The 20,871-nt window shown below is 45.1% G+C and carries 19 protein-coding genes; 18 read left to right on the top strand and 1 reads right to left on the bottom strand.

Annotation, left to right across the window (positions count from 1 at the left end):
* Positions 1–43 precede the first annotated feature (43 nt).
* The 11 genes from BN1234_RS20545 (at position 44) to BN1234_RS20490 (ending at position 10,364) form a co-directional block, all read left to right on the top strand.
* Positions 44–577, top strand: coding sequence for a hypothetical protein (locus BN1234_RS20545; protein ID WP_054958503.1), 534 nt, complete (start codon positions 44–46; stop codon positions 575–577).
* A gap of 345 nt (positions 578–922) precedes the next feature.
* A complete protein-coding gene (locus BN1234_RS20535) occupies positions 923–1,399 on the top strand; it encodes a hypothetical protein (RefSeq protein WP_054958501.1) in 477 nt (158 codons plus the stop codon).
* 209 nt (positions 1,400–1,608) lie between these two features.
* Positions 1,609–2,112 (top strand): hypothetical protein, encoded by a 504-nt coding sequence (locus BN1234_RS20530; RefSeq protein WP_054958500.1) that lies wholly within the window; start codon positions 1,609–1,611, stop codon positions 2,110–2,112.
* A 263-nt stretch (positions 2,113–2,375) separates the two neighbouring features.
* The gene (locus tag BN1234_RS20525) at positions 2,376–3,137 is read left to right on the top strand and encodes a DeoR/GlpR family DNA-binding transcription regulator (protein WP_054958499.1); all 762 of its coding nucleotides are present in this window, start codon (positions 2,376–2,378) and stop codon (positions 3,135–3,137) included.
* 85 nt (positions 3,138–3,222) lie between these two features.
* Positions 3,223–4,317, top strand: coding sequence for an alcohol dehydrogenase catalytic domain-containing protein (locus BN1234_RS20520; RefSeq protein WP_245640239.1), 1,095 nt, complete (start codon positions 3,223–3,225; stop codon positions 4,315–4,317).
* Between the two features lie 160 nt (positions 4,318–4,477).
* Positions 4,478–5,530, top strand: coding sequence for an ABC transporter ATP-binding protein (locus BN1234_RS20515; RefSeq protein ID WP_054958498.1), 1,053 nt, complete (start codon positions 4,478–4,480; stop codon positions 5,528–5,530).
* A complete protein-coding gene (locus BN1234_RS20510; protein ID WP_054958497.1) occupies positions 5,523–6,401 on the top strand; it encodes a carbohydrate ABC transporter permease in 879 nt (292 codons plus the stop codon). The genes BN1234_RS20515 and BN1234_RS20510 overlap by 8 nt, the downstream gene beginning before the upstream one ends.
* A 142-nt stretch (positions 6,402–6,543) precedes the next feature.
* Positions 6,544–7,323 carry a carbohydrate ABC transporter permease gene (locus BN1234_RS20505; protein ID WP_054958583.1) on the top strand — a complete coding sequence of 260 codons (780 nt, stop codon included), beginning with the start codon at positions 6,544–6,546 and terminating at the stop codon, positions 7,321–7,323.
* 45 nt (positions 7,324–7,368) lie between these two features.
* Positions 7,369–8,700, top strand: coding sequence for an ABC transporter substrate-binding protein (locus BN1234_RS20500; protein WP_054958496.1), 1,332 nt, complete (start codon positions 7,369–7,371; stop codon positions 8,698–8,700).
* A 28-nt stretch (positions 8,701–8,728) separates the two neighbouring features.
* Positions 8,729–9,517, top strand: coding sequence for a glycerophosphodiester phosphodiesterase family protein (locus BN1234_RS20495; RefSeq protein ID WP_054958495.1), 789 nt, complete (start codon positions 8,729–8,731; stop codon positions 9,515–9,517).
* Between the two features lie 43 nt (positions 9,518–9,560).
* Positions 9,561–10,364 carry a sugar phosphate isomerase/epimerase family protein gene (locus BN1234_RS20490; RefSeq protein ID WP_054958494.1) on the top strand — a complete coding sequence of 268 codons (804 nt, stop codon included), beginning with the start codon at positions 9,561–9,563 and terminating at the stop codon, positions 10,362–10,364.
* Positions 10,365–10,796: 432 nt separating this feature from the next.
* Here BN1234_RS20490 and BN1234_RS20485 read toward each other — a convergent pair whose 3' ends face one another.
* On the bottom strand, positions 10,797–11,354 hold the full coding sequence (locus BN1234_RS20485; protein ID WP_054958493.1) for a TetR/AcrR family transcriptional regulator: 558 nt from the start codon (positions 11,352–11,354) through the stop codon (positions 10,797–10,799).
* A gap of 173 nt (positions 11,355–11,527) precedes the next feature.
* Between BN1234_RS20485 and BN1234_RS20480 the strand changes: the two genes are divergently transcribed.
* The 7 genes from BN1234_RS20480 (at position 11,528) to BN1234_RS20445 (ending at position 20,858) form a co-directional block, all read left to right on the top strand.
* Complete coding sequence (locus tag BN1234_RS20480) at positions 11,528–12,274, top strand: glucose 1-dehydrogenase (RefSeq protein WP_054958492.1); 747 nt, start codon at positions 11,528–11,530, stop codon at positions 12,272–12,274.
* A gap of 671 nt (positions 12,275–12,945) precedes the next feature.
* On the top strand, positions 12,946–13,689 hold the full coding sequence (locus BN1234_RS20470; protein WP_054958490.1) for a glucose 1-dehydrogenase: 744 nt from the start codon (positions 12,946–12,948) through the stop codon (positions 13,687–13,689).
* A gap of 207 nt (positions 13,690–13,896) precedes the next feature.
* Complete coding sequence (locus BN1234_RS20465) at positions 13,897–14,712, top strand: CPBP family intramembrane glutamic endopeptidase (protein WP_054958489.1); 816 nt, start codon at positions 13,897–13,899, stop codon at positions 14,710–14,712.
* 155 nt (positions 14,713–14,867) lie between these two features.
* Positions 14,868–17,162, top strand: coding sequence for a helix-turn-helix domain-containing protein (locus tag BN1234_RS20460; RefSeq protein WP_054958488.1), 2,295 nt, complete (start codon positions 14,868–14,870; stop codon positions 17,160–17,162).
* 169 nt (positions 17,163–17,331) lie between these two features.
* Positions 17,332–18,240 carry an ABC transporter permease gene (locus tag BN1234_RS20455; protein WP_054958487.1) on the top strand — a complete coding sequence of 303 codons (909 nt, stop codon included), beginning with the start codon at positions 17,332–17,334 and terminating at the stop codon, positions 18,238–18,240.
* Positions 18,241–18,253: 13 nt separating this feature from the next.
* The gene (locus BN1234_RS20450; protein WP_054958486.1) at positions 18,254–19,150 is read left to right on the top strand and encodes a carbohydrate ABC transporter permease; all 897 of its coding nucleotides are present in this window, start codon (positions 18,254–18,256) and stop codon (positions 19,148–19,150) included.
* A gap of 31 nt (positions 19,151–19,181) precedes the next feature.
* Positions 19,182–20,858, top strand: a complete 1,677-nt coding sequence (locus BN1234_RS20445) for an ABC transporter substrate-binding protein (protein WP_054958485.1) — start codon at positions 19,182–19,184, stop codon at positions 20,856–20,858.
* Positions 20,859–20,871: the final 13 nt, after the last annotated feature.

Here is a 20,871-nt window from a genome sequence, read left to right as displayed (position 1 = left end):
GCATGTTATTATAAGGCGGATTTCAAAGTGAAGGATGAGTTATATGGCGAATGTAAGAAGGCGATATATTATTCTGTTAATTATATTGTTTGTCATATCAGCTTGTACGAGTACAAAATTTGATTTGTATGAAGGAAAGTTATTAAATATCGCAGTAATTGGAGTACCGCCACAAATAAAAGAAGAACAGGTTAACTTCAAAGAAATTTCCTTTAATGATTTGAATAAAGGAGACCTAGATAAGTATGATGCTGTTTTGGTTATGAGTGAAAACCTTAAACAAGCCGCAGAAAGACGGTATTCAGACATCTATACAAATTCACTGATACCATTCTTTTTTATTTCAACTACAAGTCATATTCCTTTTACTGAAAAAAATATTGAATATGAAGAGGCTTGGGAGTGGTCTCCAGGGAATAGCTATGCTGTCGGGGTTTATAAATCGATCGAAGATGATTCATTAAAAAACTGGGGATTAAGTTTATATAATGATGAAAAAACCGATGAAAACATAAAAGGGCTTTACTCAAGAATTTTCATTGAAATAGAAGAACTAGCTATTAAAAAACGCGGTTAGGTCGCTCTGCATATAACAATGTTTCAACGCTGCTGTTTTGAGCGATCCCTGGTCTGCTGAAGCATTTACTAAAAGGGACGATTCAATGAAAAAGTTGATTTTGTTAGAAGGGATCCCTGGCTTAACGGATTTTTAGTTTTCTTGTATTTTATCGGAGATCGCGAAGTAAATGGTCCTAATACGAAGGAAGAATGGGTAGCCGCCAAACAGGCAATGGAGAGTATGCTTCAACTACCTTCGAACCATAAGCTGAGTCATTATATATTAGACATTTATATACACATAGATGAGATTAATCAGTCTATTGCTCGAGATACCAGTAAACAAAACCCTGGAGGTAGTTAAGTGAGTAAATATCCGATAGTTACGTATGATTTTTCAGAAGGAGAGAAGAAAAACCCTTTTGATATAGATGCTGAAGCTAAGTACTTTATTTATGCTTCGGGCTTCACTTATCTATTTAATGTGATAGACCTCGATGCGATTGCCAAAGTAATCCCTATGGGATATAAAACCCTAATCATTGCAGAGAGATTAACGTTAATTGAAGCTGGAGAGGTAGTTAAAGATTGGTTAGCAGAGAATTTAAATCAATCCATTTTTATGTTATTCTCGGCTGCTTCACAGGAAATAAAGCTGTACGTAGGCAAAGAAATAGTCCATACAAATACGATTTATAGGCCAGGCAATATTTATAATTCATTTAAAGAAGCTGTATGGGAAAATTACGAGGAATGTTTATCTTATGCCAAGAAATTCTCATTAACAAATTCAACAGACATATTAGAAACGAGAGTGGTACGCAATGTAAATTGGCACTAAAAGTAAGGTAGGTTATAAAAGATCAAAGCTATGGAGCTTCCTAATATATTGGCGTTATAATAAAGGTTAATGCTGGTAAAGGTTGTAACCTTTATGCGGTGCACAACATATATAAATGACAACTGGCCTGATAGGATGAGTTAGGGCTATTTTTTTATTTTATACTCATATTTTGCAGCAAATGCGAAGCATAAGAAAGAAGTTGGAAAATGATTGGTCATATTTATTTAGTGAAAGATGCCAAGCAAAAAATAATTCCGGCAGTAATCCTGAATATGAAGGAAGAAACATTGATTCTGGCACAAATAAAAAGTTATTCTGCAGATGAGGATAATACGATTCAAATTGGGCGTCCTAAGGGGTTAAAGGATTCTTCAGTCGTCATGTTATACAAGGTCTTTAAGGCTAAAAAATCGAGTTTAGTAAAACAACTAGCTGAAATACCAATGAAGAATGTGGAAGAAATTATGATGAAGTATGAAGAATTAGCCGAGAAAGATCGATTACATAAAAGGCTTCATCAGTTAAAAGCTGAGATTCTAAGAGCCCAATGTAATAATGAGGATTACACAGATAAAGAGAACGAGGTAGATCAAATTTTGAAAAAAATCGGATACCAAAAAGTAAATAGGCCGCGTGAAAAAGGCTTTTATAACTATAGAGAAGTTCCGACCAAAGGCTGGATTAAAGTATATCACGGGGGACGGAACTGATTTACTGTTAGGTATATAAAAATGAGATTGAGCTGACGAACAAAGTTCGCAGCTCTTTTTTTGTTGTCCAAAGCCTTGTAGGAGCAGAACTAAAAATTTAAAACAAAATGTATTGAATTGTTTGAATTCACATGTTAAAATTTCTCAAAACAAGCGTAAGTGAACATAAATGAATAACATCGAGCAAAATAATACATAAATGTGGGAAGAATGCAGCGGGAAATGAATTCGAGCAAGAGTGAAAGCGAAAGGACGTGTCACCTTTGTTGGCGGTAGAGAGAAAACTAAGAATCATTGAATACGTCAGGCAGCACCGATCTGCTTCGGTGGCTGTATTGGCGCAGGAATTTGCCGTTCATGAAGCGACGATCCGCCGGGACCTTGCCGAGATTGAACAGGAAGGTATGCTGAAGCGAACCCATGGAGGGGTCATTATTGAGCAGCTCACGAACAATGAGCCTTCCTTCAATGAACGCACGAATGTCCAACTCGAGCAGAAGATGCGCATCGGTAAGATGGCTGCAAGTTTGGTAGAGGACGGAGATCACATCATCATCGATTCCGGAACGACCACACTGCACATTGCCAGAAATCTGATTCATCATTCCAATCTTACGGTTGTGACGAATGACATCAATGTGGCTGCGGAATTGCGGGATGCCCCGGGGGTAAAGGTTACCGTGACAGGAGGAGAACTGTATCCTTCAAGTTATATGCTGAATGGAATGTTTACGGAGCATGTGCTTCGTTCCCTGCACGTTTCGAAGGCATTCATCGGAACACCGGCCATTCACCCGTCCCATGGGCTGATGCACCCCGAAGCGCAGCTCGTTCCGGCCAAGCAGAGTATGATCGCTTCCGCGCAGGAGGTTATTGTCGTTGCAGACGACTCCAAGATCGGCAAGCTGTCCCTGCACAAGGTAGCTCCGATCAGCAGCCTTAATATGCTGATTACAGGCATCGAGGTACCGGATTATCATATTACTCTGTTTCAGGAGCACGGGATCAAAGTAGTTACGGTCTAGCCAGGGGATGAATCTATCCCGGCTGCCACACGAAGCTGGGATATTCATATATAACGATAATGAGTATATGGAGGTGTTACGGTTAGTGGGATCCACAACAATAGGAACCGTAAGTTCGCGAACGTTTCGTCTGTTACAGCCCCATGTCGTAGAAGAACAGCTGATTGAAAGAGTTATCCCGGAAGGCTTTGTAGTCGTTCAGCCGACAATGGCCAGCATCTGTCACGCCGATCTGCGCTATTACGGCGGATTAAGAAAGCAGGAGGTGCTTGCCCGCAAGCTGCCGATGGCTTTGCTGCATGAAGGAATTGGTGTCATTGTTCGAGGGAACGAAGAAACGCTTCAGGAAGGACAGAGGGTTATTATTGTCCCTTATCTTCCTGGACATGCGCTTCGGGCTATGCCGCCTGAACAATGCTGTCCGGCATGCCGTGGTGATATCGAGGATAACTATTGCAGCGATGCAAGCTTTCTTGGCAGTAACATGGATGGAATTGCCCAACACAGGCTCGTCCTACCGGAGCGATATGCGATTCCGATTCCGGCGGGAATACCGGATGAGGTTGCAGTGCTTGCCGAGCTGTGCAGTGTTTCTTACCGCGCACTGAAGAAGGTGAGTCACCGGTTATCCGATTCTAATGTAGCCGTGTTCGGAGACGGACCGGTTGGTTATCTGACGGCAGCTATGCTCCACCATGCTTTTCAGGTAGACAGGGAACGTCTGACTGTATTCGGAGCAGACCAGGGAAAGCTGGAACAGTTTTCATTCGCGAAGACAGAGATGGTTCAGAATTATGATTTTACAGCAGGACATACAAATGAAATCGTTGTAGAGTGCACTGGAGGGAACTTTAGCGAAAGCGCTATCAATCAAGGGATCGATATCTTGAAGCCGGGTGGCTGCCTTATAGCCATGGGAGTCAGTGAAGAACGTGTTCCTATCAATACGCGTGACATGCTGGAGAAGGGAATTACAATCTATGGCAGCAGTCGAAGCTCCGACAGTGATTTCAGGGCAGTGCTAGAGGTAATGGCTGAACCGGATTGCCAGCTTACGCTGCGGCGTTTGCTGCCGGATTCTTATACGGTGGTGAGCCAGGCAGAAGACTTTGCTGGCGCTATGGAATCTGCACTGGCTCACAAAGGTTGGAAAAAAACAATCCTCAACTTTCACTGGTGACGCAGTGAAAGTCTTAGGGAGATTGTATCATATGTCAGAGGGGATGGTAATGGCGGTTGGTAACAATGTTGGCCAGAACGGAGTAGAATCCGTTCTTATACAGCGGAATGTAAGCGCAAACAAAGAGGAGAGGAAAGATGATTGACTAGGAGGTATCGAGTTGGCATCCATCGAATTCGTACAGGTTACACAAGCGTTTGATAAGAATGTCATTATTCAAGACTTAAATCTGAAGATTGAAGACGGCAAATTCACGGTACTGGTAGGGCCGTCCGGATGCGGTAAGACAACCCTGCTGCGAATGATCGCAGGCTTGGATCCACAGTCTTCCGGCTCGGTGCTCATCAATGGCGAGGATGTCTCGCGAATCGCACCCGGGCAGCGAGGCGTTGCAATGGTGTTTCAGAACTACGCCATCTATCCGACCATGTCAGTAAGAGAGAATATTGAGTTCGGCTTGAAAAATAACAAGGTGAGCAAAGCAGAACGGATTCGCCTGGTAGAGAGCATCAGTGAGACGGTCGGGCTCGCCCCTTATCTGGACCGTAAGCCGTCCACCTTATCCGGTGGCCAGCGACAGCGCGTGGCGTTGGCTAGGGCTATGGTTAAGAAGCCTTCTGTATTCCTTATGGATGAACCGTTATCCAATCTGGATGCAAAGCTGAGAGTCCAGATGCGCATTGAGCTGATCGAAATGCATAATAAGCTGGGCACAACCTTCGTCTATGTGACGCATGACCAGGTTGAGGCTATGTCAATGGCAGACACCATCGTCCTGATGAATGGCGGTGAGATCCAGCAGGAAGCAGCGCCGGAAGTGATCTACCATGAACCCAGCAACTTGTTTGCTGCCCAATTTATTGGTGTTCCGCCGATGAATATCGGTGGGCTCGGCATAGACGGTGCACAATTCGGCTTTCGTCCCGAAGCCGGACAGTTGTCTTTAGATCCGATAGACGCCCATTATCGACTGCGTGGAACGATTGTTATCAGGGAAATGCTCGGCTCAGAGACGATCTATCAGGTCAAATGCCAAGAGCAATCCTTCATGATTAAATGCACAGAGGATTTATTCGCGGTTGATCAAGAGGTGCATGTGGGAGTTGAAGCTTCCAAGCTTTATTTCTTCGGGGCGGACGGCAACCGTATCGGCAAAAGTGATCCATTATACGGTGAATGTCTAGAGCGAATGAGGAGCCGAAGCGATGGATAAGCGAAGAGTTTGGGAAGCGATCCGTCCCTATGTAATGATCTTGCCCGCGATGGCTGGCATTATTCTATTTGTCATTTATCCGTCCCTGTATTTGTTCAAATTAAGTTTCTATAAATACAACCTGATGAACAAGGATAAGAGCAAGTTTATCGGCACGGACAACTATACACAGTTATTTTCCCGGGAAGATTTCTACGTTGCTCTTGGGAATACGGTCATATACACCGTTGGTGTCGTTGCCATCACCATGCTTCTGTCGCTTGTGATTGCGGTATGGCTGAACCGCAGGTCCCGGATAAACGCTCTGGTACAGGCAGGGATCTTTACACCTCATATCATATCCATCGTTTCGGTGGCGTTGGTCTGGATGTGGCTGATGGAACCGAGCCACGGAGTGCTCAATTATGTACTTAAGCTGTTTGGCATGCCGCCTTCAACCTGGCTGCAGAGCTCCAGCACATCCATGATGGCGATCATCATCGTCTCGGTTTGGCAAAATATTGGCTATTTTACTTTGATCATTGTAGCAGCCCTTCAAAGCATTTCTCCAACAATTTACGAGGCGGCTGCGCTGGATAATGCGAGCAGGTTTAAGGTGTTCTACAAGATCACTCTCCCGCTCATCTCACCACAGCTATTTTTCATCCTGATCATTATGACAATCGGTTCCTTCAAAGTGTTTGACACAGTCAAGATTATGACGGGCGGCGGGCCGAACGGATCGACAACGACGCTGGTCTACTACATCTATGAATTCAGAACGAACAGCATAGGATATGCTTCTGCTACAGGCGTGATCTTAATGGCGATTATCGCAGTGCTGACCTTTGTCTACTTCAAGCTCTTATCCAACAAAGTCCATTATCAATAGACGCGTGATACCGGCCGATATGAGGAGGTGACAATCGGTGATCGTGCAACGTAACAAGAAGCTGGCGGGCGAGGCTTATGTCAGGACCCGTTCTTCTCTCAATCTGCAATCGGTGCGATGGGTGCTGGGCTTGTTATTGAAAATGGCACTTCTGGCAGTGTTCGTCTTCCCGTTTCTGTGGATGATATCCACTTCACTGCAAACGTTCGAGGAGACGATGACCTTTCCGCCGACATGGCTGCCGTCCAACCCGCAATGGAACAATTTTGCGGAGGCGATGAATGCCGGTCCATTCCTGACCTATGCGAAAAATTCAGTTATCGTGACCAGTTCGATTATTGTAATACAGATGGTTGTAATGATTCCCGCCGCATACGCATTTGCAGTTTACAAATTTAAAGGCAAGAAGCTGCTGTTCGGTCTGGTGCTGCTTGCATTCATGATTCCGGGACAGGTTACGTTTATCCCTGTCTATCTCATGCTGGCGGATTTCGGCATGATCAAGTCACTGCTGCCGCAGATCATTCCATTCATGTCGAATGCATTCGGAATCTTCTTGCTGCGCCAATACTTTATGCAGATCCCGCAGGAGATTATCGAATCGGCAAGATTGGATAACGCGAGTGAGTTTAAGATCATTCGGAAAATTATGGTGCCGATGTCCATGCCTGCCTTGGCGACAATAGCACTGTTCAGCTTTGTTAGCCACTGGAACGATTACTTCTGGCCGCTGGTTATGACCGATTCGGCCTCGGTTAGGCCGCTTACGATGGGGATAGCGATGCTGAGGGAAACGGAAGGAATCAGCAATTGGCATATCATTATGGCGGGTAACGTCGTGTTAGTGGTTCCGATACTGATCGTGTATGTTTTTGCATCCAAGCAGATTGTCAAAGCATTCGTCTATTCCGGCATCAAGTAGCCGGCTAATGTTAGTAAATCTAATACATGAGTTGGAGGGTTATTCATGAGACAAAGATTTTCAGCCATCTTGCTTGCAGTCTGTTTATACGCATTGGTGCTTGCAGGCTGCTCAGGAGGCGGTAATACGGTCGACGGCAATACGGCTAAGCCGGAAGCTCCCCCGAAGAAGGAGGCTGGCACTGAACAGGCGTCTGGAAAGGAAGGGAAGACGAAGGTTCAGTTCTGGCATTCGCTTGGAGGCAAGAACGGAGAATACATCAGCGGAATGATCGAACGTTTCAATGCTTCACAGGATAGCATTGAGGTAGTCGGAACCTTCCAGGGCTCCTATGATGAGACGGTAACGAAGCTTCAGCAGTCTATTGCGGCTAAGACTGCGCCGGATATAACCATGCTGGAGCGAGCTTACGTTCAGATGTTCTCTGAATCGCAAGTGCTGGAGGATATGAACCCCTACATGGAGAAGTCAGGCTTGAGTCTGGATGACTTCACACAGGGTTTGCTGGGGCATTCGATTTTTGACGAGATGCTTGTCTCCCTGCCACTCAACCGATCTACTCCGATCCTGCATGTTAACAAAACGATGCTCGATGAGGAAGGCCTTTCCGTACCCCAGACATGGGACGAATTAAGGAAAGTCGCCGAAGCGCTTGTGAAGAAAGAGAACAATGAGATTACGCGCTACGGCTATAGCATGCCTTACGATACCTGGTATCCAATCGCTATGATCTCGCAGGCTGGAGGGCGATTCTTCAATGAGGAGGCGACTACGCTCGGGTTCAATGAGGAAGGAATAAAAACATTTCAATTCCTGAAAGAGATGCAGGCATCGGGTGCGCTGTATTATCCACCTGCACAAGACTCCGGCAATATTGTAAACCAGATGTTTACGAGCGGGAAAATTGGTATGATGTACCAATCTACGGGGACTATGGGAAGTTTATCAGAGAACTCCAAGTTCGAGTATGTAACGGCATTACTGCCGAAGGATAAGGTGTTTGCGAATCCGACTGGAGGCGCCAATATTGCGATGCTAGCTGATTCTAATAATAAGGAAGCGGCTTGGACGTTCATTCACTGGGTTATGACGGATCCGCAGGGTGGGCTGCAGTTTATTCTGGATTCCGGTTACCTGCCGTTTACAACAACTATGATCGAATCCCAGGCGATTCAGGACCTGTGGGCGAAGGAACCAAACCGGAAAGTTGCATATGACCAGCTGGAATATGCAGTCGATACAAATATGCATATCGGATGGTCCCAGGTCATGCAGGAGTTCTTCAAAGCAATACAGGCGATCATGTACGACAATAAGGACATCGAGACGACGATGGATACCTTCAAGAAGGAGACGGAGCGCATCCTGAAGCAATAGCTTTAGAGCGGGAGAGGGGAGAAAATATATGATTGAACAGCTTGAAGGACAGTCAACACTTACGATAGCCGGACATCGTGGCTGGAAGTCTGCGTATCCGGAGAACACACTGCTATCATTTTATATGGCGCTGGAGCTTGGGGTTCAGATGATAGAGTTCGACCTGCGGCTCTCGAAGGACAAATGTTTAATGGTTATCCATGACGAAACCGTGGACCGGACAACAAACGGAATGGGACGAGTGAGAGACTATACGCTGGCGGAGCTGAAGCAGCTGGATGCCGGAGGCTGGTTCAGCCCGACGTTTGAAGGTTTGAAGATACCTACACTGGATGAGCTGTGCGAACTACTTTCCTCATACCCGGATGTGCTGCTTAACGTAGAGATCAAGTCTAGCGAGGATGCCAAGGAGGCAGTGGATGCTGCTGTTGCGCTTCTTGGGGAATACGGCTATCTGTCCCGGTGTGTGTTTACTTGCTTCGATGCCGAGGTGCTTGGTTATATTCATGATCGCTATCACATGAAGACACAGGGTTTTCCTGCCAGGTTAATGTCCAATTATGTTCATGGAGAAGAAGGGACAATCTCGAAGATGTGGGCTGTTGCATTTAGTATGAAGCTGTTGTTTCCGGAGGATATAGAGCCCTATAGAGAAGCAGGGAAGTTGGTATGGTGCTATTGCCCGGACACGGAAGAAGAGGTGCAGTTTTCCTGGGATTGCGGTATCAAGTTGATGACCGTGAATGATCTACTGCCCGCAATGCGCTTGCGTTCTCAACTGAACGAATCCGCCATGCTCGGATCGCTGAAAGAATAAGAGGATTATAGGGGAAATTAATAAATCGTAAAGGGTGAGACATATGGCTATTTTTATTAATATGCTTCCTTACATGAACAGGATTGACGACTGTCAGGAGTTGCTTGAGAGATGGTCCGGGGGCTTGGAAATTTCGATGGATGGTCCGAACTGGCTGGAGCCGCTGAACTGGAGCTCGGAATTCAGCCGCTTTAAACAGCATTCAGGACCTCTTAGTGTTCATTCTCCGATCTGGGAGCTGAACCTGGCTTCCGCCCGTTTCGAAGTGATCCGAAATTACTCGTATGAAGTATATAAAGAGTGTCTCGCCTGGTCCGCACATATCGGAGCAGAACAAATGGTGCTGCACCCGAGCCTCTATTCTACACCGCTGTTCCTCCGGAAGGAATCCCAAGATCGAGCCAAAGAGAACCTGAAGCGGTTAGGAGATGAGGCACAGCGTCTCGGCATTGATCTGGCTGTTGAAAATGTCGGCTTTGGAGAGACGGCTCTGTTTAATAGTGAAGAATTCGTAAGGCTGTTTGAAGAGATTCCTACGATCAGCGCCCTGGTTGATGTGGGTCATGCTTTTATTAACGGCTGGGATACACCGCTGGTTATCCGCCAATTAGGGAAGCGCCTGAGTGCGGTACACCTGCATGATAACGATGGCAAGGACGACCTTCATCAGCCTGTTGGAGAGGGAGATATGGAATGGACTCCGATTTGGGAAGCTCTCGGCAGTTTGCCGCATTCCTTCCGGAGCATTCTGGAATATCAATTCGATACACCGGTTGACACCGTGCTGCATCATGCCGAAATGGTTGAACATGAGCTGAAAAAGCATGCCTCTACTCAAACGGCTTAAGTTCGAATACGAATATATAATGTTCCAAGCGGGCTATCCTTTTGTTAATAACGGAAGGATAGCTTTTTTTGGGTAGTCATGTCTGATCCGACAAGATGAACAGGCAGCTAGGATATTCGGGATTGACCCTCCAACTTGAGACCAGTAAAACACCTTCAAGAGAATGCCACTATATGGTAATAAGTGGTGGTAATCTTGAAGGTGTTTTTATCATCAAGATGAAGGCCCAAAGAATTGATAGACTAATCTATGGAATAAAAGATATATAAAATAGAATAGGAATGATTAGTTTTAACCCAGCTGACAAAAGGTTCAAGGGAATAGTTGAACTAATATTTATAATGACAGATAAAGAGTGGAAGGAAATAAAATTCATATCCAAGGATGTAAGTTAATTAAACCTATATCTAAGCACGATGACAGAGCAGCAGGTCATGCGAACTTTCCTAATGGAACCAAACTAACTCGAGTGAGCCATAAACTCATTTCCATGATGGATTCCTTCATGCCGCTCTCTAACCAGTAAAGAATGACTCCGACAGCTCCGTTCGACACAAACGCTGCTTCCCAGAAGCTATTTTGTAATCGAAATGCTTCTGTTCTAATAACTTCCGTGAACCGTTCACGGAAGTCTCTTTCATTTAACATCGTTTGATAAAGAGAAGCGTGCTTCTGAATATGCTGGATCAGGGAAACAAGGGATTTGATTGGTATTTTTGAGTTTTGATAATCATGTAATGCTGCTTCATATGTAAATGCCGGGAATTTCAATGATTCCGCCAGTTCGTTCAAGATCTCGTCTTGCATTTGGGTCAATATGTCCTGCTTATCGAAAAAATGAAGGTAGAAGGTTGAGCGGTTAACCTCCGCTTTCCGCACGATTTCGCGAATAGTAACGGCGTTAACACCCTCTTCTACAATGAGTTCCGTCAAAGCGTTCATAAGTAACCGCCGCGTACGAATAACTCGTGGATCAATTGATTTTTGCATTTCAAATCCCCCTCATTTTTCTATTTTCTAGACATCGACTTCCATTTTAACTACTAAGCTGCATTTCAATTTCTTTTGTTGATTGAAGTTATAGTATCCAGTAAATATACTAGTTCATGGACATCGTGTTGTCTAGATTGGAATAATTCTTGAATACAGAGGAGGATAAGTTTATGGGAAGACTAGATGGTAAAGTAGCGATCATCACGGGTGGATCAAGAGGAATGGGAGCTTCTCACGTACGAAGATTTATAAGTGAAGGCGCTAAGGTAGTTTTCACTGATATCCTCGTGAATGAAGGACAAGCATTAGCCGCTGAACTTGGAGAAAATGCAAGATTTATGAAACAAGATGTATCGAGTGCGTCTGACTGGGAGAAGGTTGTTGTTGAAGCTGAGGCTGCGTTTGGACCTGTCAGTATATTGGTAAATAATGCAGGTATTATGGGGCCAATTAAGGGTCTTACAGAAACCACTGAGGAAGAATACCAGAAAGTTGTTGATGTAAACCAGCTATCCGTTTTTCTTGGTATGAAAGCAGTTCTACCGTCCATGCGAAAAACGGAAAACGGCTCGATTGTAAATATATCTTCTCTCGGTGGAATCATTGGATTCAAAAATCAGGCTCCGTATATTGCCTCCAAGTTTGCCGTCAGAGGCTTATCAAAAGCCGCGGCTCTTGAGTTTAGTGAGTATGGTATTCGAGTAAATTCAGTACATCCAGGATCGATAGATACCCCATTGACCAGAAGTGCTGGAGCGAAAGAACTGCATGCTGCTGAGGTTGGAAATAGTATCCCTTTAGGAAGATCTGCACAACCAGAAGAAATATCGAGTATAGTTCTCTATCTCGCTTCAGATGAATCCAGTTACTCCACTGGGGCAGAATTTATCGTTGACGGCGGTCTTTCCGTTCAATGATTGTCGTTAATATATGAAGGAAAAACAAATCCCCAAGGTTCGGCTGTTGGCCGGCTTGGGGATTTTTTTAAGAAATCTGTATTCTATCTGCCAAACGATTTATCGCTTTGTGATTTTTTTATCTAATGACCTATAATTTTCTTGGAGAATTAAAATTTCTTCTTTAAGTGAATTAAATATAAAATATACGGATATGCCCATTACGATTAGAAGTAAGCCAGCTGCAGGAAGAAGGAGACGTAAAGTATATATATTATAATAATATAAATCCGGCGTGTCCGATCTTGTTACTCTTGGAATAAAGAGTGCTAAACCAATTATGATGAGTATAATTCCCGCAATTATTGAAGAACCATATAACCATTTAATTTTTGTTGAAAACAATAATACCTCTCCCTTCCCCATAAAATACTATCTTAAATATATTAAACAATAACCTGGCCTCCATTCCATAATTCAGAAAATAAATTAAAGGTATCTATTCTTACTCCTCAGAACTGAGCCAGTTATTCTTGAAATATACAAACTTAAACAATGTTTTATTTATATATGTCTACTAAGCTACATTTCGAATTATCCTGCTGATTGAAGCAAGCGCATTCATTAAATATACTATTCCATGAAAGCTCTCTAGATTAGAATTATTCTTAATTATTAAGGAGGATAAAATAATGGGAAGACTAAATGGTAAAGTAGCTATCATCACGGGTGGATCACGAGGAATGGGAGCGTCCCATGTAAGAAGATTTGTAAGTGAAGGTGCAAAGGTAGTCTTCACAGATATCCTTGTGGATGAAGGACAAGCATTAGCCGCTGAGCTGGGAGAAAACGTTATATTTGTCCAACAAAACGTAGCTAGCGCTTTTGACTGGGAGAAGGTTGTTGCGGAAGCAGAAGCTGCATTTGGACCTGTCAATGTGTTGGTCAACAATGCTGGTATTGGTGCACCCAATAAGCGTCTTGAAGAAACGACTATAGAAGAGTATCAGAGAGTCATTGATGTGAACCAGTTATCTGTTTTTCTTGGCATGAAAGCGGTTCTACCGTCCATGAGAAAAACAACAAACGGTTCTATTGTAAATGTTTCCTCTCTCGCTGGGATGGTTGCTTTCATGAACCAGTCCTCGTATGTTGCTTCCAAGTTTGCGGTCAGAGGGTTGACTAAAGCCGCTGCTCTTGAGTTCAGCCAGTATGGTATTCGAGTGAATTCTGTACATCCTGGATCCGTAATAACCCCGTTGACCACAAATGACTTAACGAAGGAAATGGCTGCTGAGGTTAACAAGGCCATTCCTCTGGGAAGAGCTGCACAACCGGAAGAACTAACTAATCTTGTGCTCTATCTCGCTTCTGATGAATCCAGCTACTCCACTGGTTCAGAATTTATCGCTGATGGTGGTCTATCTGTTCAATAATTGCGTTAATATATAAGGAATCGACAAATCCCCAAGACGGCTTAACGGCTGACCTTGGGGATTTGTCATTCACGCTCTCGGAGTTTATGCATCTTTTGTCTCTCGAGGTCATATAAAAGGTAACGTTAGCTAAGTTCCTTTTAGGAAATAGAGACATAGACTTCCATGAATTGGTTTAGAACAAGGCTTGTTCAGGGAGAGGATAAGATGAATTCAGGTATCCGTAATATTATTGTATTTGTATCTATTGTAATAGTAAGTGGATGGATAGGCGTTCTTGTGGACTCACTTCTTACAGAACAACCAAAAGGAGACTCACTTGGTATGGGGATATGGCTAATACTCCCTATGCTAACGGCTTTTACACTTCTTTTACTATCTAAGGCGGGTTGGAAAGAGGTGGGGATAAAGCCCAATTTCATAAAGAATTTTAAATGGTATTTAATCTCTGTATTCATTTTTCCTGTTGTAACCGGTATCACTTTAATAATTGGTGATATTGCAAAATGGATCGACTTATCTGAACTTAATCTGAAAATATTTATGGGAGTCTTTTTTAGCACGTTGTTAGTGGGGTTTATAAAGAATATCTTCGAAGAGACGGTTTGGCGTGGGTTTCTAACGTCACAGCTTGTGAAATTAAATCTTACAGATTGGAAAATATATTTGATCGTTGGTTTGGTATGGGGAATATGGCACGTTCCATATTATATGGTGTTCTTGCCGGAGACGGATATGCTGATGGTGATGCCGGTTAGTCGATTCATATTTATAGTTGTTGCGATCTTAACTATGCTATGCTGGTCGATTATGTATATCGAACTTTTTAGGATTACGAAATCAATTTGGCCATGTGTTCTATTACATACAGTAGAAGATTCTTTGATTAATCCATTAGTCATATCGGGTTTTATAAGTATATCTCCAGGAAAGGAAATTCTTATTTCACCAATTAGCGGAGTAATTACTTCACTTCTCTATTTAGGTGTTGGACTTATATTAAGAGCAAGTAGACTAAGATGACTAGAATACGCTGGATGACTTCGAGGTAAATGAAAGGCCCCCCATCCGTCTTAAGGAAGCGAAAAGCGTTGATCAACTACCCTATAAAATTGCTGACGGCGACGCTCAACTTTGCTATATTGAGTTTGAAATGAACTTGAGAAGGAGGGAAATTAGTGAAAGAAGCGTCCAGCAGACAGGCGACCCTTTTGCTCCGGTTTTTTGTGCCTTATGTGTTGATCTTGTTCAGCTCGCTGCTTGTCGGCTGGTTTGCCTATGAAAAAACCTCTGATCTGGTTGAGAGTGAGACGATGAAGAGCAGCCAAGCCGTATTGGGTCAAATTCGAGAGGCGCTTGACCGGCGCCTTGCTGAGATTGAGACCATTGTCAGACAGATGTCGAGCGAGCCCAAGCTGGCGTCATTCCAATTCGTTAAAGACCCATTTGGAGGCAAAAACCCCTACGGACTGTGGGATTTGGAAAAAAGTCTGTTTGACTATCGGATGTTCAATCATTTCATCGTGGATTATTATGTTGCTTTTCGAAACAGTGAAATGTTCGTGTCCCCTCGAAAGGTCTACACGATGAATCAATTTTACGACATGCAGCTGCATTATGAAGACCTGACACTGGAGGAGTGGCGCAGCCAGCTCTTTAACACCTATCATTACAAGACCTATTTGCCGGGAAGCGAGATTAAATATGAAGGTAAGCCATATTCCGCCGTCAGCTTTATGCAGTCGTTTGGCCACAAGGACGGAGGCGGTGTCATTACCGTACTTATTAACAACGCTCAAATTCAAGAGATGCTTCGTAACATTGACTCAGAGCAGGGCGGCTTTGCCTACATAGCTGATGAGAACGGCAACCTTATCAGCCATATCGGGCTGGAGGATAAAGGGGATGAAATGAAAGCGCTTCCCACAACTGGGGGCTTCTCCCAAATCAATTGGAACGGCCGTGAAATGCTCGTTACGGAAACCACCTCTTCTTACAACAACTGGACTTATGTATCCGCACAGCCGAAAGGGGTTGTGCTGGAGAAAGCTTATTACATTAAAGAACTTACACTCAGCGTATTTTTAGCTGCGCTTATTCTCGGGGTCATCATCGCCGCTTATTTTGCTTACCTGAGCAGCCGTCCGTTCTTTAAGCTGATGCAGATACTTCCGTTATCCCGATCCGGAAAAAAACCGACAATTCTTCGCAATACGGTGGATGATATCCGCAGCTCGGTATCTGAGCTGATTGCAAGGCATGATGCCATGAAAGACAGGCTGGAAGCCCAGCTGCCGCAAATGAGAGGCGTATTTATGGACAGGCTGTTGAAGGGCGGATACACGTCAATGCGCGATGTTGAGGCTGCGATGGAGCATTCACGCCTGGATTTGGCCGGCTTGCATTATACTGTCGTTATATTAAGGCTGCGAGGTTATCACGCACCCTACAATGAAGAGATATTGACGGAAATGGATATCACCAAGCTCGGTATCCGTGACCGGATCGGAGAATTATGTATACAGGGTGTTGTGCATGATTTAGGGGAGAACTTAATGGCCGTGCTGCTTTACGGGGAAGAAGAATCCCCTGAGGAGTTCACATCACGAGTAAAACCTCTGCTTGAGGAAATGTACAGCCGTTTGACAGGAGAGACAGGTGCGGGATTGTATATGGCGGCAGGCGGCTGTCAGTCACGGTTGACAGAGGTCTACCGTTCTTTTAGTGAAGCCCAGTTCGTCCTGAGACATGCCCGTTGGAGCGAATGCAGTCCGATTCTCTACCCGGAGGATGTGGAAATCACGGTCCCTGGATACTTTTATCCGTCAGATGTGGAGGCAAGGCTGATCCAACTGGTGAAATCGGGCAATCAGGCCGAGACCAGCCGTCTCATCGAACAGCTTGTAGACCATAACGGGCGGGCAAGTAAAAACCCGATGGCGGTTGATAGACTGCTCGTTTTTGAACTGAGCGGAACATTGATCAAATGCTGTGAGCAGGCGGCGGGGCTGGATATGACAGAGGAGGTCGAAACCGCCTTAAAGACAGCTGACTCTGCTCTTTCCCCAGCTGAAGCCGTTCAAATGCTGTCGGCCTCGTTTATGAACCTATGCCGCAAGAACGATGAGCGGAAGAAGAGCCATAACGATGACTTGACGAAACGATTGATTCATTACATAGATGAGCATTACCCGGAGAGCGATCTGTGCTTGAGCGTTCTGGCCCAGGAAGCGCGGGCATCAGAGGCTTATGTCTCCTATTTCTTCAAGGAACAAACCGGCCTCAATTTCTCGGACTATTTGGAAAACATACGGATGCGAGAGGCCAAGCGGCTGCTCCTGACGAGCGGGAAGCCAGTCAGTGAGATTGCAGCTCTGGTTGGCTATTTGTCGCTCAATACCTTTAGCCGGGCATTCAAGCGGGCGAACGGCGTCAGTGCTACGGAATACAGGAGAACTCATGAAGCGGGATAGACGGATTCTAAATAATTGTTAAATGCTTGAATGCTGAATAATGGCCTTTCTAAAGAACGGAATAACATCCAAGATCGGAAGATTTACACGGCTTTTCGGTCTCATCTATAATTCAAATCACCGAACCGGTCGGTTGCACCAGTACATAATGAACGATTGGGGTGATAGGATGAAGGGATGGAAAAATATTCGCGCTGGATGGCAGCTTTACGCGCTCTTCTCTCTGCCGCTGCTGTACATTATTATCTTTAAATACATGCCGATGTACGGGGCTCAGATTGCATTTAAAGATTTTAATGTTACCAAAGGCATCGGCGGAAGCGAGTGGGCGGGACTGGCACATTTTGAACGTTTTTTTAAATCGCATGAATTCTGGAGGCTGCTGCGGAATACGCTTTCGATCAGCTTCTATACGCTGGTTGCGAGCTTTCCGTTTCCGATCATGCTGGCGCTGGGCTTGAATTACGTCAGAAACAAGAGATTCAAAAATATGGTTCAGATGGTGACGTACGCACCCTATTTCATATCACTTGTCGTTCTGGTCGGTCTCCTTCTGCAATTTTTGGATCCACGTACCGGATTGATCAACACGCTTCTCGGCTGGTTCGGGCTTGGACCGTTCCATTTCATGGCGGAGGCATCGTGGTTCCAGTCGATTTATGTCTGGTCCCATATATGGCAGAACGTCGGCTTTTCCTGCATCATCTTTCTGGCAACGCTTGCAGGAATCGATCCGGCGCTGCATGAAGCGGCTGTTATTGACGGGGCTACCAAGGTACAGCGGATGCGCCACATCGATTTACCCGGCATTATGCCGATTGCAGTTATCCTGCTGATCCTGAACACGGGATCGATGCTCGAAACCGGATTTGAAAAAATACTGCTTATGCAAAATTCGCTGAATTTGCGTTCGTCAGAAGTCATTGACACTTATGTATATAAAGTCGGATTGGTGTCCCAGGCGATGAATTTCTCGTACGCAACGGCAATCGGCCTGTTTAAAGCAGTGATCGGCTTTGTGCTTCTGCTCATCGTCAATCAGACGGCCAAGCGTCTAAAGCAGGAAAGCTTATGGTAGGAGGAGGCTCTATATGACATCAAAGACTTATAAGGAATCCGGCTCCGACCGACTGTTTACTGTATTTAATTATGTCATGCTAACCATTGTTCTCATTATTGTGCTCTATCCGCTCATTTATGTTGTAAGCGCTTCATTCAGCTCGAGCAGTGCGGTGCTCTCGGGAAAAGTATGGCTCTGGCCCGTTGAGCCGACGCTTGAAGGCTACCAGGCGGTGTTCAAGAACAAGATGGTGGTCAAGGGATTCATGAATACGATTTTCTACACCCTGGCCGGTACGGCCATAAATCTGATATTAAGTGTGATGGCTGCCTATCCGCTCTCGCGCAAGGATTTTCGGGGTAGAAACTTCTTCATGCTGCTGTTTGTGTTCACCATGCTGTTTAACGGAGGATTGATTCCGACGTACCTGATCGTGAAGAATCTGGGAATGATTGATACGGTCTGGTCCATGCTGATTCCTGCAGCGTTGTCTGTATGGAATGTGATCATCATGCGGACCTACTTCCAGACCACCATACCCGACGAGCTTCTGGAGGCGTCACAGCTGGACGGATGCTCGGATTTCCGGTTTCTTCGAAGTATCGTGCTGCCTTTATCAGGGCCGATTCTGGCTGTAATTGCGCTTTTCTACGCGGTCGGACATTGGAATCAGTATTTCAATGCCATGATTTATTTGAAGCGGTCGGATCTGTATCCGCTGCAGCTTGTGCTGCGCGATATCCTTGTCCAGAATGAGGTCAATATCGAGATGCTCGGTGACGCCAAGACGGCTGCGGCAAGACAGGGCTTGAGGGAATTATTGAAATATTCCTTGATTGTTGTCACCTCGGTTCCCTTGCTGGTGGTATATCCGTTTCTTCAAAAGTTTTTCGTAAAAGGTGTCATGATCGGTTCCATCAAAGGCTAGGCTTAATTTTAAAAAATATGGGAGGGTCACTATGAAGAAGACAGTAAAGACTGCATTCAGCGCATGGATAGCGCTCAGTATGATGCTTGCCGGATGCTCAGGAGGAACGGAAAAGGCCAAGGCAGATCCGGATAAGAACAGCAATGTCGAAAGCGTGGCACTAACGGAACCCGGAACCTATCCTCTTGTTAACGAGAAGCAGACGCTTAAAGTGATGGTCAGAGGCAACCCGCTGGTCGAAAATTTTACCACGAATGAATTTACGAAATGGTACGAAGAAAAAACAAACGTTCATATTGAATGGGAGGTTGTTCCGGAACAGAGCATGCAGGAGAAGCTGAATCTCGTGCTTGCGAGTGAGGATTACCCGGATGTTATCTTTGGACTCAATATTTCACCCTCACAGCAGATGATTTACGGATCGCAAGGTGCTTTTATTCCGCTTAATGATCTGATTGAGAAGCAGGGAACTCAGACTAAAAAGCTGTTCGAAGAAAACCCGGATATCAAGTCATCGATCACCGCTCTGGATGGCAATATATACGCACTTCCGGAAATCAATGATTGCTATCACTGCTCCATGAGCCAAAAAATGTGGATATACGAGCCGTGGTTAACCAAGCTGAATCTTGAAATGCCCAAGACAACGGACGATCTTTATAATGTGCTGAAGGCCTTCAAGGAGCAGGATCCGAACGGAAACGGAAAGGCAGATGAAATTCCGCTGTCCATCACCCAAAAATCGTGGAGATCCTCGATAGACGGGTTTCTCATGAACTCCTTTATTTATAATCCGATTTACGGATCAAGTTATAAGCATATGTTTGTCAAGGACGGCAAGATCGATGTAGCCTACAACAAACCGGAATGGAGGGAAGGGCTTCGCTATTTGAACAAACTGTACGAAGACGGTCTGATCGCACCGGAATCCTTTACCCAGGACGAGAACCAGCTGATTCAGCTCGGAGAAAATCCGGATACGGTTATTCTGGGCGCTTCAACAGGCGGCCATCAGGGCGTGTTTACCCAGCTTTTAGGTGAGAGCGGCCGATGGAGTGAGTACAAGGCGGTTCCTCCGCTGAAAGGGCCGGGCGGCGTTCAGTATGCAGCGAATGATACCACCTCCTTTACACCTGGCGCATTTGTCATTACTAAAAAAGCAAAAAATCCGGAGCTCGCTTTACGCTGGGCTGACGGTTTATATGAGAAGGAACATACGCTTCGCAGCGTCTATGGACGTCCGGATCAGGAGTGGCGCGATGCGAAGGATGGAGAGAAAGGAATTAACGGAGAGCCTGCGGTATGGTCGGAGTTGAAATCCTTCGGTACCGTTCAGAATGTGAACTGGGCTCAGACCGGACCGGCCATGAGATCGAATGAGTTCCGATTGAGCGCCGTTGCCAAGGGAGACGATGATTTAGAGGTTATTCTGTACAACGAAACGAAGAATAAATATGAGCCTTATGCGCCAAAGGATGTTTCCACGGTTCCACCTCTATTTTTGACTAACGAGCAGGCATCGGAGGTCGCGGATCTTGCCAAGACGGTAAACGATTATGTCGATGAAATGATCGCCCGGTTCGTCATCGGGGATGCCGATTTGGACAGTGAATGGGACGGTTATGTCCAGCAGCTGGAAGCCATGAATCTTGCGCGCTATTTGGAAATTTACCAGAAGGCTTATGACGATAATACAAATAACAGCTGACGATGGAGGGAGC

Origin of the sequence: Paenibacillus dakarensis (assembly GCF_001373415.1) — a bacterium.
GTDB lineage: Bacteria > Bacillota > Bacilli > Paenibacillales > Paenibacillaceae > Paenibacillus_AQ > Paenibacillus_AQ dakarensis.
This window is presented reverse-complemented; position numbering and strand designations above follow the sequence as displayed.